The following is a 19,773-nucleotide window of genomic DNA, read 5'->3' on the forward strand; positions in this document are numbered from 1 at the left end:
TTGCGTCAATAATCAATTGACGCGTTAATTAAAAAACTAACGAGCTAGTTAATTTACCGACGCAGTTTTCTTGTTTTTCCGGATTTATCCACAAGTAGGTTGTGGTTTACGGCGAGTGAATTCTCGTCTCTTCATATAGCGCGGCGGCTGCGGTTGTTGGTGTTCACGAGCATCAGCAACGGAGCATCACATGCCGGACATCTACCTCTACAGTAGCCGTGCGCGGGAGAACCCGATCGCTGCGGCGGCGGTGGCTAGCCTGCTTGAGCAGGTCAGCCAGTCCGCCGATGGCGCGAACCTCTACGTCAACGACCTGCAGGACTTCTTGGACGCTGACGCCACCCTGCACATCGCCGAGGACCGCAAGACCCTGGCCATCGCGGGCTTTGCCGCGACCAAGTTCGACGGTGACGAGGCCGAGTTGTTCTCGGTTGTCGCCCTGCCGGGCTATCGCGGGCTGGGCGTTGGTGGCAAGGTCGTCGATCAGGCGATCAGCGATTGCGTCGCGCGCGGTGTGACCGGCATCAGCTTGGAAATTCGCCTGACCAATGCGGGCCTGCCGATCCCGGCGCTGCGGGTATATGAAAACCGCGGCTTCAAGTTCCTGCCCGGGGTGTCGGTTGTGCCGATCGGTCATACCCACCGCGATCGTCACCTGTGGCTGACCGCCGATCCGGGCGGCGTCTTCCGCCAGCGTCACATGTACCTCGCGCTGGGCACCAAGACGGCGATGGGGCAGGCCGATGGCTGATCCTGCGACCATCACCATGGTCGGGCTGACGGCGGGCGCCTTGTGCGCCGTCAGCACCACTCCCGAACTGATCGTGACCTTGCGGCGGGCGGAGCCGGTTAGCCGCTGGATCGTTCTGCGCAACGTGGCGCTGGCTACAGGCAATGCCCTGTGGGTGTTATACGCCTTGGCCGGCGGTCACCTGCCCATCCTGATCTTCTGCGGGATCAACGCCCTGATGACCGGGGTGCTGGCCGCGCGGCAGATGCGCCTTGTGGTGCCCCATACCCCTCTCCTGAGCAACCCCAAGAAAGAAGGAACTGAGATATGATCAAGAACCAAACCAGCGTGGCCGAGGCCGTCGGCAAGGGCCATCCCGACAAGCAGGCTGATGCGATGTCGGATGCAGTGCTGGATGTGAAGATGGACCGCGCCGTCGCGGCGGGCCATCCGCCCAGCAGCGTGCGTGTGGCCTGCGAAGTCATGATCAACGGTGTCGACATCATTGTCGGTGGCGAGATTAGCGCGCCCGAGGGCGTGTATGATGCCGAGGCGGTCGAGGCGGCGGTGCGCGAGGTCTATTTCGCCTCTGGCAACGACCTGCGTGACGACCTACGCGTGACCAACCTGATCCGCCCGCAGGCGGGCGAGATCGCGGCGTTGACCATCGATGGGGCAGGCGATCAGGGCATTATGGAAGGTTATGCCACCACCCGCACCCGCTCGATGCTGCCGCCCGAGACAGAGAAGGCTTGGGCGCTGATCAGGCGCGCCTATGATCTGGCCACGGACGGCACGCTGCACTGGCTCCGCCTCGACACCAAGTCGCAGGTCGCGCTTGATCCTTCGGGCGAGGTGATCAGCGTCATCATGTCGGTGCAGCACCGCGCCAGCGTCGATCTCGAGGAGTTGCGCCGCGAGGTGCTCGACCGGGTGGTCCACCCCTGTCTGGGCGATGTTGCCCCGGACCTGGTGAAAATCAACCACAAGGGCAGCTTCATCGAAGGCGGTGCGGACGCTGATTGCGGTCTGACCGGCCGCAAGATCGTGGTCGATGCCTACGGTCCTTCGGTAGCGGTTGGTGGCGGGGCCTACAGCGGTAAGGACGCCACCAAGGTCGACCGCAGCGCCGCCTATATGGCCCGCTTTATCGCCCGTCAGGTGCTGGCGTCGCATCCGGGCGGCGGCACCGACTGCACGGTGAAGCTGGCCTATGGCATCGGTCAGCTCCAGCCCGAAGCGGCCAGCGCCATCATCGACGGCAAGCACGATGTCAGCGACTGGGTGCGCGCCCGCTTCTCCGATCTGTCGCCGCGTGCCATCCAGGACCGCCTGGGCCTGTGGCGCCGCGAGGGCTGGCGTTACCGCGACACTGCCAGCTTCGGCCATTACGGCCGCGATCTGTTCCCATGGGAACAGGCCGAGTGATCAGCCGCATCGCCGGGGCCGCCGTGCTCCGGGGGTGCGACCCGAACCCCAAACAAGGACCACGACCATGAAAAACCTATCCTATACTCCTCCGGCAAAGTCGAGGTTGGCGATGACCACCGCACTCCCCTATGCCAATGGTGATCTTCATATCGGCCACGGTTCCGAAGCGATCCAGGCCGATATCTTCGCCCGCTACCGCCGCTTGGCGGGGCAGGAGGTGATCTTCGTCTGCGCCGATGATTGTCACGGTACGGCGGTTGAGCTTCTGGCCGCCTCGCAGAACAAGTCGCCCGAGCGCGTTTTGCAGGAGGTCGGTGCCCGCCACCGCGCCGATTTTGCCCGCGCAAAAATCTCGTTCGATGCTTATCACAGCACCCATTCGCCCGAGAACGAGGCGATTGCCTTTGCCTTCTTCGATGAGTTGAAGCGGGGCGGGCATTTGCAGCGCAAAACCGTGCCGCAGCTGTATGACGAGCAGGCGGGGCGGTTTCTCGACGACCGGCGTGTGCGCGGCACCTGCCCCGATTGCGGGCGCAAGGACCAGTATGGAGATGCCTGTGAATGCGGCGCGACCTATGACGCGATCCAGCTGGTTGATCCGGTTTCGACCCTGACCGGCGCGCGCCCGCAGGTGCAAGACGCCGAGCACCTCTTCTTCAAGATCGAGGCGTTCGCTGCGGAGATCCGCGCTTGGCTTGCAAGTGGCGCAGTGCAGAAAGAGGTGCGCGCGAAACTGCTTGAATGGTTAGATGAAGGCTTGCGCGACTGGTGCATCACCCGCAACGGCCCCTATTTCGGCATCCCTGTTCCGGGCGAGCCGGGGTTGTTCTTCTATGTTTGGCTAGATGCTCCCATTGGCTATCTGTCGACGCTTCAGCACTATCTGCAAGAGAAGCAGAGCAACAAGAACTGGGCCGACATCTGGAGTGACGAAAACACCGAGACACGGCATTTCATTGGCAAGGACATCATCAATTTCCACGGGTTGTTCTGGCCGGCCCTGCTACGCGGTGCGCATGTCCCATTGCCGGACAGGCTGCATGCGCACGGTTTTGTAACCGTGGGGGGGCATAAGATGTCGAAATCGCGCGGCAACTCGGTCACGCTAGCGCAGCTGCTTGACCAGCTCGATGCAGACGCGCTGCGTTATGCCATAGCGGCACGGATGGGTGATGGCATCACCGATTTCAACATTGATGCCGAGGGTGTGGCCGAGAAGGTCAATTCAGATCTGGTGGGTAAGATTGCCAATATTGCGAGCCGGTTGCGCCCGATAATCGCCATGTCGGACAACTTGCTGAGCGATAGCCTGCCTGATTCTGACCTTTTCGACCAGGCGCTGGTGTTGGCGGGCGAAGCGCTGGCGTGTTTTGAGTCGGTGAACACGGCAGCGGCGGTGCGCAGCATCGTGTCGCTGGCGGATCTGACCAATGAATATGTCGATCGCGAAGCGCCATGGACGGTCGATGACCCCGACCAAAGGCGAGCGATCTGCACTCAGGCATTGGCTCAGTTCCGCTTGATTGCGGCGTTGATGCAGCCGATCTGCCCCGGCCTGGCCGGGCGCTGCTTGGCGGTATTCGGTCTGTCCAAGGTGGGCTGGGACGAACTCGCGATACCGCCAACGGGACAGAAGATCACTATACCGCCCCGGCTGTTTGACCGGATCGATGCGGCTGCGCTGAGCTGTCTTGGTGAGATCCAGAGTGGGAAGGAGACCGTTCAGTGAAACCTCTGGATAGCAGGACCTTCGACCGCCTAAGCGGCAAGCGGATCGCCTTGATCGGGATGAGCGGCGTCGGCAAAACCCACCTTTCGCGCCTTTTGCGGGACACCAGACGCTGGTACCATTATTCCGTCGATTACCGGCTAGGCAAAGCCTATCTGGCCAGCCATATCGATGATGATCTACGTGCCCGCGCCATGCAGGATCCGGTGCTTGGCCCCCTGCTTCTGGTCGATGCGCTGACTCTGCGCGCCAAGTTTTCCATCGACAATCTGGACGTAATGTCGGGCTATCTGGGCAAGATAGGCGATCCAAGGAAGGGAGGGCTGACGCGTGCAGAGTTCCTCGAACGCCAACGTATCCATCGCAACGCTGAACAGGCGGCGATGCAGGATACCGCTAGTTTCGTGCGCCGTTCTGAGACAGTCTATGGCTATCCAAGTTTCACGTGCGATACGTCGGGCAGCTTTTGCAGTGTGGTCGACCCTTGGGATCCGAACGATCCCATCTTGTCCGATCTCGCCGCTACGCATATCATTGTTTATCTTGAAGCCGGGGCCGAAGACGAAGAGCGCTTGATTGCGCGCTTCAAGCATCGGCCCAAACCGATCTACTATTCCGACGCATTTTTTTCGCAATGCGAGCGCGACTACCTATGCGAAGACAAGAACTGGGATTCTGTTGACCCCGACGCTTTTGCGATCTGGGCATACGAGCGGCTCTTGACCTTTCGCCGACCCCGCTACGAAGCGATTGCCGACCGCTGGGGTTATCGCGTCAAGGCGGAAGAGCTGGCTAGGGTTTCCAGTGAACAGGAAATCTTGGACGTACTTCGGGCGCATATCTCTTGAGGTAACGCCATCACCCGTCGTTCCGTCGCCCGGATCTCCTGGGCGGCGGTCTTTTGCTCTTCCGGTGCGACAGCCAACTCTAGGCAGCGCCAACCCCAAAACTCGTAAGTGGCCTTTTGCAAGCAATCCACGAGTTAAGGCCGATCCGAGAATCAAGGGTCCGCCCATCACGTCAAATGCTTGGACAAGTGATCCGTATAGTCGGCAGCGGCATCCATCTATTAACTTAAGTGCGTGGTAACAGCCGCCACTTATGGTTCGACCTCTGAAGTACCAGAATGCAATGCGCGCACGGGAAGATTGCGAGTGCCCGCTTTGGGCCGACATTGACGCTACGACAGCAATCGGCAGATGATGCCGGATCCAAAGTTACAAGGCCGACAGTTTTAAACATGATCCCAAACTCCATAGATTTTCGCCGCGGAAATGCAAATCCTGAGTTGGTATTGCTTGGTGCCTGCCCTGGTGTCGCGTTGCCATTAACGATGAGACAGAACGCTTTGGCGGTCTTCTTGCTCCAAAATTCTTGCCCATAAATATGAGACAACTAAGCTAAAAATTGGATTTCATTAGGTATAACTGAACTGGTTCCGCTTGAACGCTGTCTCAGAGTTATGGGCAACGAAATCGCAATTAAGGGCAAAATATCACATTTAAGGGCAAAGGAAGGTCGTTGATTTCATTTGATTCTATATCTCAGATTTAACGGCAACGCGACAGCTGGGCAAGAACGGTTTCAAGGTCGGTGTTAGGTCCTCAGTGGCGGCGTTTCGAATCAGATTGAGAACCGACTTGTCATTGCGGCTGAGTGCTCGTTTCGGCCAGGCGCCCTTGATGCCATCTACCGCTTGCGCGAAGCCCTCGGTCCAGGCCTGGAAGCGCTTCAGGGGCAAGTCTGTGACCTCTACGCCGACCACGCCGAGGATAACAGCCTCGTTCAGCGCGCCATACCGCAACATAAGGATGTCGAGGATGCGCTGAATGGAGCCGTGACCCTTCACCTCGATTCCGTCCATCAGCGGCATCAGCCACTCATTTGGTGGCGTGAATTCCGGCGCGATCAGAACTGCGGTGAGGTAGCCATCGATCTGATCCGGTTTGAGCGGGCTACCCTTGAGCAACTTGGTCAGTTCTCCCGGTCGTTCGGGCTCGATTTCAGGCGTTTCAAAATCTCCGTTATCCCATTCCAAATCTTCGTCGAGATCGTCCATCGCGCGCGCCGCCGCCACTTCCAGCGTTTGCCCCAAGATATCCTCAAAGACGGGTATTTTCTTGATCTCTTGTCCAGCCTCCAGCGCCTGAGCAACAACGGCAAAGCTCATCCACGCCTCAGGCGGAGCGCTGCGGTCGTGGCGCAAGATCAGCGCTGATCGGGCAAAGCGTTTTGCCCAGCGTTCACGCCCCTCCTCAAGACGCCCTGCGACGATCTTATTTGCGCTGTGGGTGCTTGATGCCTCTTCTAGCGCTGCCATCAAAGTGGCATCAGAGGCGAACCAGCTGCTAGAGATGTCGTGCTCAGAGAACCAGTCTCTGCTCTTGTTTATCAACCGGCTTCGGCGGTTGTCTGATAGAGCCGCAAGCTCACCGTCCGGATCAACAGCTGCGAAAAGTGCCGTGTTCCCTCCTGGTTGAGGCGTTACATCGCCAATGCCGAACATCGGTGCGACATCCAAGAAACCTTGTGCTGTTACCGCACCGCGCGCCTGCCCATCGGCAAGGGCGCAGCGAATGGCGGGGGTGATGTATGCAGGCAACACGTCATGCATCGTCATTACTTGTTCAATTTGCTCAACGATGGTTTTCTGATCCCCTCTGCTTGTACAAGGAATAACATACGCGTCCTTTATCCCGTGCCCTTCCTTGATCATTACGGCGGCCACCGCGCGCGTACCTCCACGGCTACAAACGCCCAAAATGCTTTGCGAGCCGGTGCCGTCGGGAAGCGACGTCATCACCCGGTGAAGCTGCCACGGTCGCGGGACATTTCCACCTGACGGTTCCCGTCGCAGCGCAGCCTTGATCAGTGTATCGAGCGCTTTGCCGTTTGGCAGCCAGTTACGGATCAGGATAAGGTCGGACAGCAGGGCAGCATCCACATTTGCGTTTCCGGCAAGCAGCTCGAACCCGGCGATGGCCGCCCCGCGCATCTCAGCAACTGGATCAAGTAGAAAGTACCGCCCCACGGCAATCATGCGTGGATCGCCTTGCACAATCATCTGCGTCAGAAATGCCGTTGTCATCTGAGCGGGCATGGCGCCGACAATTTCACGAAGCCCGGTATAGGTCTCAAAAGGCGTGGACCCCTCTGGGACAAGCGCTTCCGCGAGGTCCGCGACATCCGGAAGCTCGGGTATCTCGTCTTCCGCAAGCGCCTCGAAAGCGTCGGGTGCCGTGCGCAACTGGTCGGGGGGTGTGAGGCCGGAGCGCAGGTAAGCCTGGCAAAGTTGGAAGCAGGTCTCAGCGCCAAGCTTACCTTCCTCAGTCCGTTCTGCCAGGCCCCCAGCAAGGATCTGAAAAAAGTCGCGCGGCCCCGACCCCTCGTTTTCACGGTTCATTCGCGCCTCGTCCAGGATGCGCGACAAAAGGGCAAGACAGTTATCGGTGCTTTCTGTGTCAGCGTCGGACAGCGTGTCAACGAGCCCCAGAACAGTTTCCGGATCATCCGAAAGAGCCGCCGCCCATCGATCTACCCAAAACAGCATTTCTCTTGGATCATCTGTGGTTGGAAGATCCATAAGACAAGTTTCGACGATTTCTGTCACCTCTGCCCCCTAATTAAACTGCCAACCGCGTCAAAGGCTTTAGCGCGTCGCCATTCTAAATTCAGATTAACACGGACAAGTGCCGTCCAAAAGTCTGCTTCGTTCGTAGGCAGTGTGAAATCGACTGGGCCCGGCAACTGTGGGCCGAGTGTGTCGATGGTCGACCTCGAAGAGTCGGCGGGCCATGCTGCACCGCCGCAGGGCGGCTTCGAGCCCATCAGCGACATTAATGCAGACCGCAGCGTACCAAGCTCGTTTGCAGGTATGGCATGTGTTCAGCCCTCTCTCACGTTCAGCGTCCCTAGCATGCTGTGATGCTCCGTCCGCAGCTGTGTTATCGTATATCAAGGGCAGTTGGTGTATGATTTTAGGTGTGGTTGGATTGAGAGGTAGTCCACACACGATCTACATCGTCAATTTGATGTACATAGGAGGGTGAAATGAAGTCACTGAAATCATTGTTAGTATTTGGTTTGGCGGGGTTGTTAGTCAGTCCGGCATATGCTTGGAAGAGCTATCATCTGGAGGACAATCTTTATGCCATTGTGTGTGACAATGGCTATATCTTCTCCTACCAAGGCAGCTCTGATGGCTTGTCCACAGTTGGCCCTGCGCTTTGTGAAAAACACGACCACGCAAGCTCTGGTTCTGCGGGTGGGGGCGCTGGAAAAGTGACCTTGGAACGCGCATCCATCGGAGTGCGTCAAGCTATCGAGCACTGTTCAGCGCGCGACGGGGCGAAAGCTGTGAGGGAGCATAGGAACGTCATGCATTGCCCAGGGCGCATGGAGGGTCAGGACTACAACAGTAGCCGCAGCAATCGTATAAAAAGCTGAGATATGTGCCTATCGAGCAGCACATGATCTTCGACCCTCTCCAGCTGCAGCGAACGGCAGTTTCGTCCCGCATCAGCGACGTTCAATAGCAAAAAATGCTGCGCGATGCACGATTGGCCGGTTTGGTGAAGCCGCACTGCAGCGTGCCACCGACGCTGACTGACCGCAAAGGGCCGAGTGCGTCATTGGATGCGCCAGCGCAAGGAGCGGGAGGGCGGCGCAAATGTTGCGGCATCGTGCCCGCCCCAGCCGCCGGGTTAACCGAGTAGGCTGCGCTCATTGAATCCTCGGCGCATCAGCGCTATCCAATCGAACCAGGGCATCGACCCCAAATGATGGTCCAAGTAGACGCCCAATGTCGGAGCGCTGGAATTTAAAAGGTAGCTCACATTGGCACAGTATCTGCACAATTCTGATCCAAATTCGCTTTCTCTACGCCTGACACCCCATGGACACCTTGTTGCGGACACGAGCGATGCTGGTCCGCTGGCCGAAGCGTTTGCTCAAGGGGGGGGCTATGGCCTCCTGCGTCTGGGGGCCGGGACAACCAAAGTCTTGTCACCTGACCTTGCGTGGTGGCGCAATTTCGCGCGCCGCGCCGTTTCGGCCTTGTGCCATCAGGCGAGCACGAATGTTTCTCCACCAGAAGCCGAGCTTGCGGCCATGGTGACGACAGTGCCGATGATGAAGGGGGCGGAATATGTGACTGCCGATGTGCTGTCTCGTCTTTGGCAGCAGATAGTGGCAGCCGTTGCGAAAGAAGCGGGGTCCGACTTGCCAGGTTTTTTGTCTGCCCTGAACCCAGCATGGAACACAATCGGGAGGGTGCATTTCAACTTGGCAGAAAACCGCGGGGACCCCGACTTTCCCTTTGCGTTCATGGCCAGTTATACGACCGAACTCGCGGCTAGCGGTCAAGCGCGGCACGTGCCGCTAGGTCAGGCGCTACATGACTATGCCGACGATCATTCACGGCTCTTGAATTTGTTACTCCCTGTCAGCCGTGCCAGCCAATCATGTGCATGGTTGAAGGAAATGGTGGAGGATGGGGGAATATACCATCCCTTGAGGTGGACACCCGCCAATGCTGCGCGCTTACTGGATAGTGCGCCTGATCTTGGTGCTGCCGGAATTGTTTTGCGCATGCCCGCAGGTTGGACCGCCGCACGCCCACCACGGCCTAAGGTCACGGCCTCTATCGGTAGTGGAACGCCTTCTTCTGTTGGGCTCGATGGGCTGCTGGACTTCCGTATGGAGGTTACGCTGAACGGTGAGGCTCTATCGGATGAAGAGATGAATGCGCTGCTGTCTAGTGCTGACTCACTGGTAATGCTGCGGGGGCAATGGGTCGAGATTGATCGCGACCGCATTGAGCGCGAAATGCAGCGCTTCAAAGCTGCCGAAGACCTGGCGGCAAGCGAAGGTTTGTCGTTTCTGGAAGCGATGCGCCTGATGTCTGGGGCCGCCATTGCAGGAGATGATGTTGACGAAGCTACACGCCAATGGTCCCAGATCACTGCGGGCCCATGGTTAGCCGAGACATTAAGGAATTTGCGCGCTCCTTCTGGTGAAGGATATCCCGGCGTGAAACTGAAGGCGCGCCTACGCCCCTATCAAAAAGCCGGTGTCCACTGGCTGCACATGCTGACAGGGTTGGGCCTGGGAGCTTGCCTGGCCGATGACATGGGCCTTGGCAAAACCATACAGGTGCTGGCGCTGCTCGTGGCACACCAGGGCAAGGGCCCTTGTCTGCTGGTGGCCCCGGCATCACTGCTGGCGAACTGGGCGGCGGAAATCGATCGTTTTGCCCCGGATCTACGCGCCCAGATCGTTCATCCCTCGTCGATGTCAAAGGATCAAATGACGACCCTTTCTGACTTCAGTGAGATTGACTTGGTGATCACGTCCTACGGCACATTGCTACGTCAACCGGCGTTGACGGCAACAGACTGGAAGTTTCTGGTTCTTGATGAGGCGCAAGCAATCAAGAATCCCAAAGCCAAACAAACCAAAGCCGCTAAATCTATCAAGGCCAAATCCCGCATTGCTCTCACAGGTACGCCGGTTGAAAACCATTTGGGGGATTTGTGGTCGATCTTCGATGTGATCAATCCTGGTTTGCTAGGAAGTGACAAGCAGTTTTCCCGCTACGTCAAAACCCTTGCAGCGCGTGAGCACAATGCCTTTGGACCGTTGCGGGAATTGGTGCAACCCTACATCCTGCGCCGAATGAAGACTGACCCATCGGTGATTTCTGATCTGCCCGACAAGACCGAAGTCAAGGCCCATTGCATGCTCAGCCGCAAGCAGGCGGCTCTCTATGCCCAGACGGTAGAGCAGTTGGCCGAGGCGCTAAGTACCGCGTCGGGGATTGAAAGAAAAGGGTTGGTTCTGGCCACCATCATGCGGCTTAAACAGATCTGCAATCACCCCTCGCAATGGTTGAATGACGGGGGGTGGAGCGAGGCTGATAGCGGCAAGTGGTTGCGTCTGCGCGAAATTGCCGAGGTTGTCGCTGCTCGGCAAGACAAGATGCTTGTGTTCACTCAATTTCGTGAAGTAACCGCCCCGCTTCACGACTACCTCACCGAGATATTCGGGCGACCTGGCTTGGTGCTCCATGGGAACACACCAGTCAAAGCGCGAAAGTCACTGGTCAAGGCTTTCCAAGAGGACGAAAATGTACCGTTTTTCATACTGTCTTTGAAGGCGGGTGGGTCTGGTCTAACCCTGACAGCAGCTTCGCATGTGGTGCATTTTGATCGTTGGTGGAATCCGGCGGTAGAAAATCAGGCCACAGACCGCGCTTTCCGCATCGGACAGAAGCGCAATGTATTGGTTCATAAGTTTGTCTGCGCCGGAACCGTCGAGGAAAAAATTGATGCTATGATCGAGTCAAAGAAATCCTTGTCAGAGGAAGTGCTGGGGGGATCAGCCGAAATGAACTTGACCGAAATGACCGATGACGCTTTGCTGCGCCTCGTCGCCCTTGATCTTGCATCGGTCTCAAAGGAGTAAGTTCCATGTCGCAGTGGGGTCGATATGTGCCAGTGGCTGAACGCAGAAGAAAAGCTGAACGGGCAATGGCCAAACTGCGCAAGGCGGGGCACCCTGTTTCACCTGTTGCTATCTCTGGTCGTACGATCGCAACCACAGCCTGGGGCAAGGCATGGTGCAGCACCATGGAGAGTTTTGGCGATTATAACAGCCGCCTTCCACGCGGTCGTACCTATGTGCGTAACGGCTCGGTCGTCGACCTACAGATCACCTCTGGACAAGTAACCGCGAACGTGGCTGGTTCCTCGCTTTATACAGTTAAAATAACAATTGAGCCGCTGCCAAAAGACAATTGGAAAGCTCTGCGCGACGACTGCGCCAATGGCATCGACTCTTTGGTCGATCTGCTGCAAGGCAAATTGTCAAAACCAGTTATGGAGCGATTATGTCAGCCAGGTACGGGGCTGTTTCCCAAGCCTTCAGAGATCAAGCTTTCCTGTACCTGTCCTGATTGGGCGTCCATGTGCAAACATGTTGCTGCGACTATCTACGGCATTGGTGCGCGTCTTGATCAACAACCCGAACTTCTCTTTGTTCTACGCGGGGTCAACCATCAGGATTTAATCGCTAATATCGACCTTAAAACGCCGCTTGCGAAACCTTCTCCGTCACCAGATAATATTCTGAAGACTGATGATATGGCCGCCTTGTTTGGCCTGGATATGGAAGAGGCGGCACCCGTAAAGGAGCCGATTCCGAAAATCGCCCCGGCCGTAAAGAAAAAACCACGCGCAAAGAAGCCCAGATCTAATTGAACGGCTCGACAGGTCTCTTTTGGCCGACCGTACGCGGAAGATCATCCAGGCTCACGCCGAGCGCATCGGACAGCGCGCGCAGGGTCGTGATAGAGCCCTGCTTTCTACCGGTCTCAATTTCGGCAATTGTCACACGGTTCACGCCCGCCTTTTCGGCGAGGGCGTCTTTCTGTCAGGCCGCGCAGGTTGCGGTAGACGCGCAAGGCGATTTCGCCGTTAAGCAGTCGGTTCGCGCAATCCGCTGGGATCAGTTCATCCTCACCGGCCGAAAGCGTGACCTTGGTGCGGTCATAAAGGTCCAATATGATGGTTAAGGGTACAGTGACACGAGATGTTTTGCCTGGAAAAACCCTGGCGGTTATTCTGACAGCGCAGCGTCATCCCCCTGATCTAATGGATCCAAAGGTGCTTGTGCCAGACCAGCATCCTGTAATTGCTCCGGGTCCGGCAGATCGGCGAGCGAGGTCAGATCAAACGCGGCCAGAAACGCGTCTGTGGTCACGAATGTATAGGGCGCCCCGCGGCGGGGTTCGCGAGGTCCCGGCGCGATCAGGTCACGCTCGGACAGCCGCCCGATCAGATCGCGGCTGATGTCCTTGCCAAAGATATCTTTCAGCCCGTCGCGGCTGATGGGCTGGTGATAGGCGATTGCGGCCAGAACAGCCACATCATGGTCGCTTAGATTCAAGGCCTGCTCTGTAGCATCAGCTGCCGCGCGGATGGCGGGGCCATAAGCCGCGCGCGTGCGCAAAAGCCACCCGTTGCCACATTTGGCAATTTCATAGGGGCGGGTTTCCACGTCAGCCCTCAAATCCTCGATCAGCAGATCGACTGAGGCTCCCTGCCCCACCACGCGGGCCAGATCTTCGCGCGCGACCGGCGCAGCGCTTGCAAAGAGCACCGCCTCGATGCGCTTCATCCATTCCCGCCAGCGCAGCTCTGGCGGCAGATCGGACAAGTCGCGGTCAAAATCGGGCGCGCGCTTTTTTGCCATGTCACAACCCGTAGAGCCGGAATGCGTCCCGCCCGGTCAATTCGCGCAGAGCGCCCAAATCCACCAGCCGGTCGCAAAACCGCCGTGCCGCACGATCCGACATCAGCACGGTCAGCGCCGACGGGGCGATGGCATCGCGGCTCAAGACCATATCAACCCCCCTGTCCGCCTGTTTGCTCCGCAGCTTGGGGGCCACCGCATGCAACTGCGCGGCGCGGCGCGTCAGATCGGTGGCGAGAGACAGCGCATCACCGGTCGCGCGCAGCAAAGCTTTGTAACAGGCCAGACGCAGGTCATCCCCGCGCAATGTCAGATCGCGGCGTGGCAGATGCGCCCCCAAGAGCGCGATCAGATGCGTCCAGCCCAGGGCGCGCGCCAGTGCGGCATCGGCCAAAATCAACGCGGGCACATGATCGCGCGGGGCATCGGTCAAAACCGCCTCGATTATATGGGCCGCCTGCGCCACCGGATCGCCGGCCGCAGCCTTGCGCCAAAGCGCGAGCTGCGGTGCGCCCAAACCTGGAAAGACGCGCTGCAAACTGGCCTCGGACACAGGGCGCGCGCTCGCGCGGTGCCAGGCCAGTGCAATGTCGCCTGCAGGCCCGGGCTGTTCCCCGGGCCGCAACAGGCACAGGATATCGCGCAGCGCCGCTTCGCGTTCAGGGCGGCCAGAGAGCGATACTGTATGCGCTGCAGCCGTCAGCGAGAGCCGCGCCCGCCACGCGGACTGTGGCAGGGACGGGTTAGACCTTGCGACATCCAGCAAAGCCAGCGCCGCGCCTGCGTAAAGCCCCGCGCTTTCAGGGGCGTCACTCGGGGCGCGCGCCAGCCAGTCCGGCAGGCGGCGGGGCCAGAGGTCGGGGTCGGATTGCAAGGCGCGTGTCATGATTTAGGATAGCACCTCGCGGCGGATAATGCCAGATCAAAGCGCGATAAGCGCCGGAGCTTGCAATGCTCAGCTACGTCCAGTAAGATTGCATTATCGGACGTAATGGGGCATGCTGCAGGCCAGTCTCATTGTGACTTCAGTTCCATGGGTGGATTCGGTCGAAATCGCCTCTCTCGTCGAGGAAATTTCCATTTAATCGGTGGACCGGGCTCTTGCTCAATCTCTGGACTCAGGATGAAGAAAACAAAATGGGCACCAAAAGCAACAAGTTCTGCATGCAGGAGAACGATCAGATCAAACAGCCACCCAAGCCTACTCAACCGATGCCCCCATCAGATTCCGATCATGAAGCTATAATCCAGGAATGAAACAAAAGCATGAATGCCATGATATCATCATATTAAAGTCCACTAATGGAACAAAAACGACACTCAAAATTACCGGTTTTTCGGGGAAAGTATGTCGGAAGAACACGAGAAATCGATCTCAGCGTCCATGGACACGGTTGAAAGTACTCAGGTCGACGAGAGCGCGCAAGAAAAAAGTGATGGCATTGCCCTGCCCGCGCATGTTGCGGGCTCTGGCGTGCTCGATCGCCTTGTGGAGACCGCGCGGGACTATGCAAGCGCTGCGGCGTCCGACAATACACGATCCGCCTATGCCAAGGACTGGGCGCATTTTGCGCGCTGGTGCCGGATGCGCGGGGCGGACCCCCTGCCCCCGTCGCCGGAACTTGTGGGCCTTTATATCGCTGATCTGGCCGCACCACAGGGCCACGGTCCAACCAAGCCCCCTGCCCTATCGGTTGCCTCCATCGAGCGCCGCTTGTCTGGCTTGGGTTGGGGCTATGCGCAGCGCGGGCTGCAGCTTGATCGCAAGGATCGCCATATCGCCACTGTGCTGGCCGGTATTCGGCGCAGACATGCCAGGCCGCCAGTGCAGAAGGAGGCTATTCTTGCCGACGACATTCGCGCCATGGTCGCCACCCTGCCCCATGATCTGCGCGGCTTGCGCGACCGCGCCATTTTGCTGATCGGGTTTACCGGCGGGTTGCGGCGATCAGAGATCGTCAGCCTGGACCGGCACAAGGATGACACGATGGACAGCGGCGGCTGGATCGACATCCTCGACGGCGGCGCACTGATCACCTTGCGCGGTAAGACCGGCTGGCGCGAGGTCGAGATCGGGCGCGGCAGCAGCGACCAGACCTGCCCTGTGCATGCGCTCGAGCAATGGCTGCATTATGGGCGGATCAGTTTTGGGCCTATATTCACCGGCGTCACCCGCGATGGCAAACGCGCGCGCGAGACTCGTCTGAATGACAAGCATATCGCGCGGCTGATCAAGGCCTGCGTGCTGGATGCAGGTCTGCGCCCCGATCTGCCCGATGCGGAGCGCGTGAAGCTCTATTCCGGCCATTCTTTGCGCGCGGGTCTGGCCAGCAGTGCCGAGGTGGATGAACGATATGTCCAGAAGCAGCTCGGCCATGCCAGCGCCGAGATGACCCGCAGATACCAGCGGCGGCGTGACAGGTTCCGCGTCAATCTCACCAAGGCGGCGGGGCTGTGAGGCAGATCAGCGCCTTGCGTGAAATCCGGAAAATCCGTACTATCCGCATACGATCAATAGGAGCACCCAATGAAAACCATGTCAGCAACAGCCGCCAGCAAAGAATTTGGTCGGTTCATTGACGCGGCGCAACGCGAGCCGATCTTGCTCACGAAGAAGGCTCGTCCGGTCGCCGTAACGGTGTCGGTCGCCGACTGGGAAGAGCTTGTGGCCTTGCGGATCGAGCGCGGGGTAGCCGATGGACTAGCCGATATTGACGCAGGGCGCGTGTCTGAGCTCACCGAAACATCGATAGAAGAACGTCTTGCACGTTTCCGGGCGCGTAACGCCGAAGCATGAGAGTCTTCTTTACGCAGAGCGCCGAGGAAGGCATAGACACTCGTATTATGTTTATACAGCGCTGCTGATAGCTACACGAGTGCCGTGAGGCATTGCAGAAATTTTTACCACATGCTATATAACATACATTATATAGCTGGAGGCCGTTATGCAGACGCTTAAAGTCACCACCGTGGGAGCTTCGTCGGGAGTGATCCTGACCAAAGAGGTTATGGCGCATCTGAAGGTCAAGAAGGGTGACACACTCTATCTGACCGAGTCCGCTGACGGCGGTTATCGCTTGACCCCCTACAACCCCGAATTTGCGCGGCAGATGTCGATTGCTGAAGAGATCATGCATGACGATCGTGAAGTTCTGCGCGCGCTGGCAAAGTGAGCGATCCCACCACTCCAACGCCACGTAAAAACTGGTGCTGGGTTGACCCGGCGGTGATCAACGCTGTCCACGACCGGCAACTGGCCGAACATGGTGGCTCCGAGGGTGTCCGTGATGCTGGTGGCATCGACAGTGCGCTCGCCCGACCGGTCAACCTCGCGTATTATGGCACGCCTGATGCGGCTGATCTGGCCGCTGCCTATGCTTATGGCCTTGCGAAGAATCACGGCTTTGTCGACGGCAACAAGCGCACTGCATGGATCGCGGCACGCTTGTTTCTGGCCAATAATGGCTACCGCATTAGCTTCGATCCTTTCGATGCAATCCGAGCCATGGAAGGCGTTGCTGGTGGCATCGTAAAAGAGTCCGAACTTGGGAGTTGGTTTCGTGAACGCCTGTTTGATCCGGATTAAGGCCACAAGCGGGGCGTAAACGGTCGTTTAATGACCGTATCCGTAACTGCAAATAGCAAGATTTGATGCCGTTGATAGGCTATGCGCGTGTATCTACTGAGGATCAGACCCCCCTGCCCCAGTCGCAGGCTCTGAAATCAGCGGGCTGTGTCGAAATCCATGAAGAACAGGCTTCTGGCGGTGATCGTGCGCGGCCGGTGCTGGCGCGGGTGCTGGAGCGGATCGGCAAGGGCGACACGCTGGTGGTGGTACGCATCGACCGTCTTGCGCGGTCACTGTCGCATTTGCTGGAGGTGATCGAACGGCTGGAGGGTAAGGGCGCGTTCTTCCGGTCCATTCAGGACCCGATCGACACCGCATCGCCGCAGGGAAAGTTCACGCTTCAGGTGCTAGGCGCAGCGGCGGAATTTGAACGCGCGCTGATCCGGGAACGCACCAAGGCCGGCCTCGCCAGCGCGCGAACAAAGGGGCGGGTCGGCGGAAACCCTGGCCTGCGCGCGCGGGATCCGGCAGCGCTGCGCAAGGTGCGACTTGCGCGACAGGACGGATATATGGAGCGCCTGAATGAAACCGCGCAGGACTGGGTGCCGCATGTGCGCCGCTTGCGCCCCGATCTGGCTTGGGAAGACGTGGTGCGCATCGTCAACGGCCCCCTGCCCCGCGAGCGTCAATGGACGCAAAGCCGACTGCTGCGCGCTGTGAACGCCTATGTCCGCGATGGGTTCCTCCCCGCGACCGTGCTTGATCGCTCGGGCCCACGAGCGCGAGATGACCGCCTGCCTGCCATCGTGGCGGGCATCAAGGGCGCGGATCCCGACATTACGCTTCAGGCCATCTGCGCCCGCTTGGAGAACATGCGTGAGCGCACCCCCCGTGGGAGGGCAAGCTGGCAGCCGTCATCAGTGAAGATGCTGCTGGAGCGGGCCGAGAGGCTGGGATTGCTCGACTGAGATCTCCGTGAATCGCCCATCCGATTCTGCCAGCTGATTTCTGTATGCACTCACAATATATCTTGTGGTCACTTCATAGCTGGCAACGAAGTGTTGAAGTAGCGTGAGAGCTCAGTCGTCCAAGACACTGATTTTTAACAGTTTACTATCGACGGAAATAGGCACCTTCAACGCCCCCAGGCCGCTCAACGGTTTGGTCTGGATTTATCCAAAATATCTGTTAAGCTATGCAAAACAATAAAGACTTGAGGGCAGTAATGAACGGGATACGGGCCTCCCAGAGATTCGAAGTCATGTCCAAGCGGCTTGGTAGTCGGTTACGTGAACATGCACAGGAAACCTTCCCTCCGGACGCTCAGAAGGGCCTCCGACGCTTCGCCATGCGAGAAGCGGCCGAACTGCTTCGCATTAATCAGAACACCTTTCGCCATCATGTGTCAAACCTCGAAGGCTTTCCCGAAGGTATCTTGGAGGGCGGCAACCGCCGTAGCTTCTCTGCAGAGGAGATGGTCGAGGCACAACGCGTACTTCTCGAGACTGGAAGGATCAAGCCAGAAGAACACCCGCACAGAAGACCAGGAGAGGCTTGTCAGGTCTTGACGATCTTCAACCTGAAGGGTGGCTCCGCTAAGACGTCATCTGTTGCCCATGTAGGGCAATTACTGGGTCTGCGCGGTTACAGGGTCTTGCTGATCGACCTCGACAGCCAGGCAAGTCTGACAAACCTGTTCGGGGTTACTCCCGAGCTCGACCCGGATATGCCGACTTCATACGATCTTATCCGATCCGACGATCCACTACCTGCAGCACAGATCATTCGCAAAACGAACTTCCCGACTGTAGATCTGATCCCGGCATCCATGGACATCATGGAGTACGAGTTCGAGGTCGCTCTGAGCTTCAGACACGGCGCTACCACATTCCATAGCCGTATCCGTGAAGCGCTTGAGCCCGTCCTGAACCGGTATGACGTGGTGATCTTCGACACACCGCCGCAGCTGAACTTTTCGGTGATCTCCGCCCTCTTTGCATCGACCGGGGTCCTGATCCCGCTCAACGCGTCGATGCTCGATGTCATGTCGCTGGCAAGCTTTCTGGGCATGGCGAGCAACCTGATGGGCGTCGTCGAGGCACACGCCCCGGAACATGGACTGAACTTCGTGCGAGTTCTGATCACACGTTACGAAAACACGGATGGTCCGCAAGTTCAGATTTCGTCTCTGCTTCGGACAGTCCTCGGGGATGCCGTGCTGTCTGCCGAGTTCCTGAAATCAACAGCCGTAGGTGACGCTGCAAATACCCAGCAGAGCATCTTCGAAGTCGAACCTCGCGACGTGAACCGCAGAACTTACGAGCGTGCGATCGAGTCCGTTTCGCGCGTAACCGACGAAGTCGAACGCGAAATCCTTAAGGCATGGGGGCGTAGCCATGGCGCGTAAGGTCTTTGGGGACTCACTCAAGAACGCGATGGGCAAAACGCCGCCTTCGGACGAGGATCTGGATGTGAAGCGCACGAGCCCGACTGTAGCTCGCGCACAAGCATCCGTGCTCGAAGAGGATAAACACGCCACGCGGTTGATCGACCCGACCACCATACGGATGTCCGCGGTCATGGACCGCATCGATCCAAGCGATGGGCTGCATGAGCTTGTCTCATCGATCCGCGAGCACGGTCAAAAGGTTCCAGTGCTGGTTCGCCGAACCGAGGACGGTGCGCTTGAGATCGTCTATGGACGCCGTCGGCTTCTCGCCTGTCGCCAACTTGGTCAGAAGGTGCGTGCATCGGTCATGGAAATGACCGACGAGGAAGCACTCATCGCCCAAGGCGTGGAGAACAATGCCCGCCAAGACCCATCATTCATCGAAAGGGCTCTCTTCGTCGCCGGCATCATTCGGGAGCTTGGGAAAACCGACGAAACGCGCAAGAACGCTCAAACGATCGCGTATCGGGCACTTCAAATCGATGAATCGCTTGTCTCTCGGATGAACCGTATCGCTACAGGCATCCCAATGGAACTGATCCAGGCTATCGGACCTGCACACGGCGTTGGTCGGAGGGTTTGGGAAAAGCTATTCAGGCTATGCGAGAAAGACG

Annotated in this window: 19 protein-coding genes; 15 read left to right on the top strand and 4 right to left on the bottom strand. The window is 58.3% G+C overall.

Annotated features, from left to right (window positions below; translation table 11 throughout):
* Positions 1–190 precede the first annotated feature (190 nt).
* The 5 genes from BD293_RS22475 to BD293_RS22495 all read left to right on the top strand — a co-directional run bounded on the left by BD293_RS22475 (position 191) and on the right by BD293_RS22495 (position 4,738).
* Positions 191–751, top strand: coding sequence for a GNAT family N-acetyltransferase (locus tag BD293_RS22475; RefSeq protein WP_142085997.1), 561 nt, complete (start codon positions 191–193; stop codon positions 749–751).
* Positions 744–1,061: a hypothetical protein gene (locus BD293_RS22480; protein ID WP_142085998.1), complete on the top strand. Its 318-nt coding sequence runs from the start codon at positions 744–746 to the stop codon at positions 1,059–1,061. The genes BD293_RS22475 and BD293_RS22480 overlap by 8 nt, the downstream gene beginning before the upstream one ends.
* Positions 1,058–2,158 (top strand): methionine adenosyltransferase domain-containing protein, encoded by a 1,101-nt coding sequence (locus BD293_RS22485; protein WP_142085999.1) that lies wholly within the window; start codon positions 1,058–1,060, stop codon positions 2,156–2,158. The genes BD293_RS22480 and BD293_RS22485 overlap by 4 nt, the downstream gene beginning before the upstream one ends.
* 112 nt (positions 2,159–2,270) lie before the next feature.
* On the top strand, positions 2,271–3,890 hold the full coding sequence (metG, locus tag BD293_RS22490) for a methionine--tRNA ligase (RefSeq protein WP_170207305.1): 1,620 nt from the start codon (positions 2,271–2,273) through the stop codon (positions 3,888–3,890).
* The gene (locus BD293_RS22495) at positions 3,887–4,738 is read left to right on the top strand and encodes a nucleoside/nucleotide kinase family protein (protein ID WP_142086001.1); all 852 of its coding nucleotides are present in this window, start codon (positions 3,887–3,889) and stop codon (positions 4,736–4,738) included. Before metG ends, BD293_RS22495 begins: the two co-directional genes overlap by 4 nt.
* A 689-nt stretch (positions 4,739–5,427) precedes the next feature.
* On the opposite strand, the gene BD293_RS22500 is transcribed toward BD293_RS22495, so the two are convergent.
* Entirely contained in the window at positions 5,428–7,500 is a 2,073-nt protein-coding gene (locus BD293_RS22500; protein WP_142086002.1) for a UPF0149 family protein, read from the bottom strand.
* Between the two features lie 440 nt (positions 7,501–7,940).
* Here BD293_RS22500 and BD293_RS22505 point away from each other — a divergent pair, with 440 nt between their 5' ends.
* From BD293_RS22505 to BD293_RS22515, 3 genes are all read left to right on the top strand, one after another.
* Complete coding sequence (locus BD293_RS22505) at positions 7,941–8,336, top strand: hypothetical protein (protein WP_142086003.1); 396 nt, start codon at positions 7,941–7,943, stop codon at positions 8,334–8,336.
* Positions 8,337–8,726: 390 nt separating this feature from the next.
* Entirely contained in the window at positions 8,727–11,354 is a 2,628-nt protein-coding gene (locus tag BD293_RS22510; protein WP_211841120.1) for a DEAD/DEAH box helicase, read from the top strand.
* Positions 11,355–11,419: 65 nt separating this feature from the next.
* A complete protein-coding gene (locus BD293_RS22515) occupies positions 11,420–12,148 on the top strand; it encodes an SWIM zinc finger family protein (RefSeq protein ID WP_211841121.1) in 729 nt (242 codons plus the stop codon).
* Here the strand turns inward: BD293_RS22515 and BD293_RS23310 are convergent.
* The 3 genes from BD293_RS23310 to BD293_RS22530 all read right to left on the bottom strand — a co-directional run bounded on the left by BD293_RS23310 (position 12,141) and on the right by BD293_RS22530 (position 14,028).
* A complete protein-coding gene (locus tag BD293_RS23310) occupies positions 12,141–12,290 on the bottom strand; it encodes a helix-turn-helix transcriptional regulator (RefSeq protein ID WP_246086419.1) in 150 nt (49 codons plus the stop codon). The genes BD293_RS22515 and BD293_RS23310 overlap by 8 nt on opposite strands.
* A 216-nt stretch (positions 12,291–12,506) precedes the next feature.
* The gene (gene scpB, locus BD293_RS22525) at positions 12,507–13,142 is read right to left on the bottom strand and encodes an SMC-Scp complex subunit ScpB (RefSeq protein ID WP_142085419.1); all 636 of its coding nucleotides are present in this window, start codon (positions 13,140–13,142) and stop codon (positions 12,507–12,509) included.
* Position 13,143: 1 nt separating this feature from the next.
* Positions 13,144–14,028 carry a DUF1403 family protein gene (locus BD293_RS22530; protein WP_142086005.1) on the bottom strand — a complete coding sequence of 295 codons (885 nt, stop codon included), beginning with the start codon at positions 14,026–14,028 and terminating at the stop codon, positions 13,144–13,146.
* Positions 14,029–14,490: 462 nt separating this feature from the next.
* Between BD293_RS22530 and BD293_RS22535 the strand changes: the two genes are divergently transcribed.
* The 7 genes from BD293_RS22535 to BD293_RS22565 form a co-directional block, all read left to right on the top strand.
* Positions 14,491–15,600, top strand: a complete 1,110-nt coding sequence (locus BD293_RS22535; protein WP_142086006.1) for a tyrosine-type recombinase/integrase — start codon at positions 14,491–14,493, stop codon at positions 15,598–15,600.
* Positions 15,601–15,669: 69 nt separating this feature from the next.
* Positions 15,670–15,939 carry a type II toxin-antitoxin system Phd/YefM family antitoxin gene (locus BD293_RS22540; RefSeq protein WP_142086007.1) on the top strand — a complete coding sequence of 90 codons (270 nt, stop codon included), beginning with the start codon at positions 15,670–15,672 and terminating at the stop codon, positions 15,937–15,939.
* 148 nt (positions 15,940–16,087) lie between these two features.
* Entirely contained in the window at positions 16,088–16,315 is a 228-nt protein-coding gene (locus tag BD293_RS22545) for an AbrB/MazE/SpoVT family DNA-binding domain-containing protein (RefSeq protein ID WP_142086008.1), read from the top strand.
* Positions 16,312–16,728 (top strand): type II toxin-antitoxin system death-on-curing family toxin, encoded by a 417-nt coding sequence (locus BD293_RS22550; RefSeq protein WP_142086009.1) that lies wholly within the window; start codon positions 16,312–16,314, stop codon positions 16,726–16,728. Before BD293_RS22545 ends, BD293_RS22550 begins: the two co-directional genes overlap by 4 nt.
* A 65-nt stretch (positions 16,729–16,793) precedes the next feature.
* Positions 16,794–17,678, top strand: a complete 885-nt coding sequence (locus tag BD293_RS22555; RefSeq protein ID WP_142086010.1) for a recombinase family protein — start codon at positions 16,794–16,796, stop codon at positions 17,676–17,678.
* Positions 17,679–17,971: 293 nt separating this feature from the next.
* Positions 17,972–19,117 (top strand): plasmid partitioning protein RepA, encoded by a 1,146-nt coding sequence (gene repA, locus BD293_RS22560; protein ID WP_170207306.1) that lies wholly within the window; start codon positions 17,972–17,974, stop codon positions 19,115–19,117.
* Positions 19,107–19,773: ParB/RepB/Spo0J family partition protein (locus BD293_RS22565; RefSeq protein WP_142086012.1), on the top strand; the 667-nt coding region annotated here is incomplete at its 3' end. The genes repA and BD293_RS22565, both read left to right, overlap by 11 nt.

It is taken from the genome of Roseinatronobacter monicus (genome assembly GCF_006716865.1).
In the GTDB taxonomy this organism is placed as follows: domain Bacteria; phylum Pseudomonadota; class Alphaproteobacteria; order Rhodobacterales; family Rhodobacteraceae; genus Roseinatronobacter; species Roseinatronobacter monicus.

Excerpts from the sequence above, each read along its gene's own strand:
- BD293_RS22540 (WP_142086007.1), top strand. The coding sequence starts at position 15,670 with ATGAAAACCATGTCAGCAACAGCCGCCAGCAAAGAATTTGGTCGGTTC.
- BD293_RS22480 (WP_142085998.1), top strand. The coding sequence starts at position 744 with ATGGCTGATCCTGCGACCATCACCATGGTCGGGCTGACGGCGGGCGCC.
- BD293_RS22530 (WP_142086005.1), bottom strand. The coding sequence starts at position 14,028 with ATGACACGCGCCTTGCAATCCGACCCCGACCTCTGGCCCCGCCGCCTG.
- BD293_RS22535 (WP_142086006.1), top strand. The coding sequence starts at position 14,491 with ATGTCGGAAGAACACGAGAAATCGATCTCAGCGTCCATGGACACGGTT.
- BD293_RS22475 (WP_142085997.1), top strand. The coding sequence starts at position 191 with ATGCCGGACATCTACCTCTACAGTAGCCGTGCGCGGGAGAACCCGATC.
- metG (WP_170207305.1), top strand. The coding sequence starts at position 2,271 with ATGACCACCGCACTCCCCTATGCCAATGGTGATCTTCATATCGGCCAC.
- BD293_RS22485 (WP_142085999.1), top strand. The coding sequence starts at position 1,058 with ATGATCAAGAACCAAACCAGCGTGGCCGAGGCCGTCGGCAAGGGCCAT.
- scpB (WP_142085419.1), bottom strand. The coding sequence starts at position 13,142 with ATGGCAAAAAAGCGCGCGCCCGATTTTGACCGCGACTTGTCCGATCTG.
- BD293_RS22505 (WP_142086003.1), top strand. The coding sequence starts at position 7,941 with ATGAAGTCACTGAAATCATTGTTAGTATTTGGTTTGGCGGGGTTGTTA.
- BD293_RS22545 (WP_142086008.1), top strand. The coding sequence starts at position 16,088 with ATGCAGACGCTTAAAGTCACCACCGTGGGAGCTTCGTCGGGAGTGATC.
- BD293_RS22555 (WP_142086010.1), top strand. The coding sequence starts at position 16,794 with ATGCCGTTGATAGGCTATGCGCGTGTATCTACTGAGGATCAGACCCCC.
- repA (WP_170207306.1), top strand. The coding sequence starts at position 17,972 with ATGTCCAAGCGGCTTGGTAGTCGGTTACGTGAACATGCACAGGAAACC.
- BD293_RS22515 (WP_211841121.1), top strand. The coding sequence starts at position 11,420 with ATGGCCAAACTGCGCAAGGCGGGGCACCCTGTTTCACCTGTTGCTATC.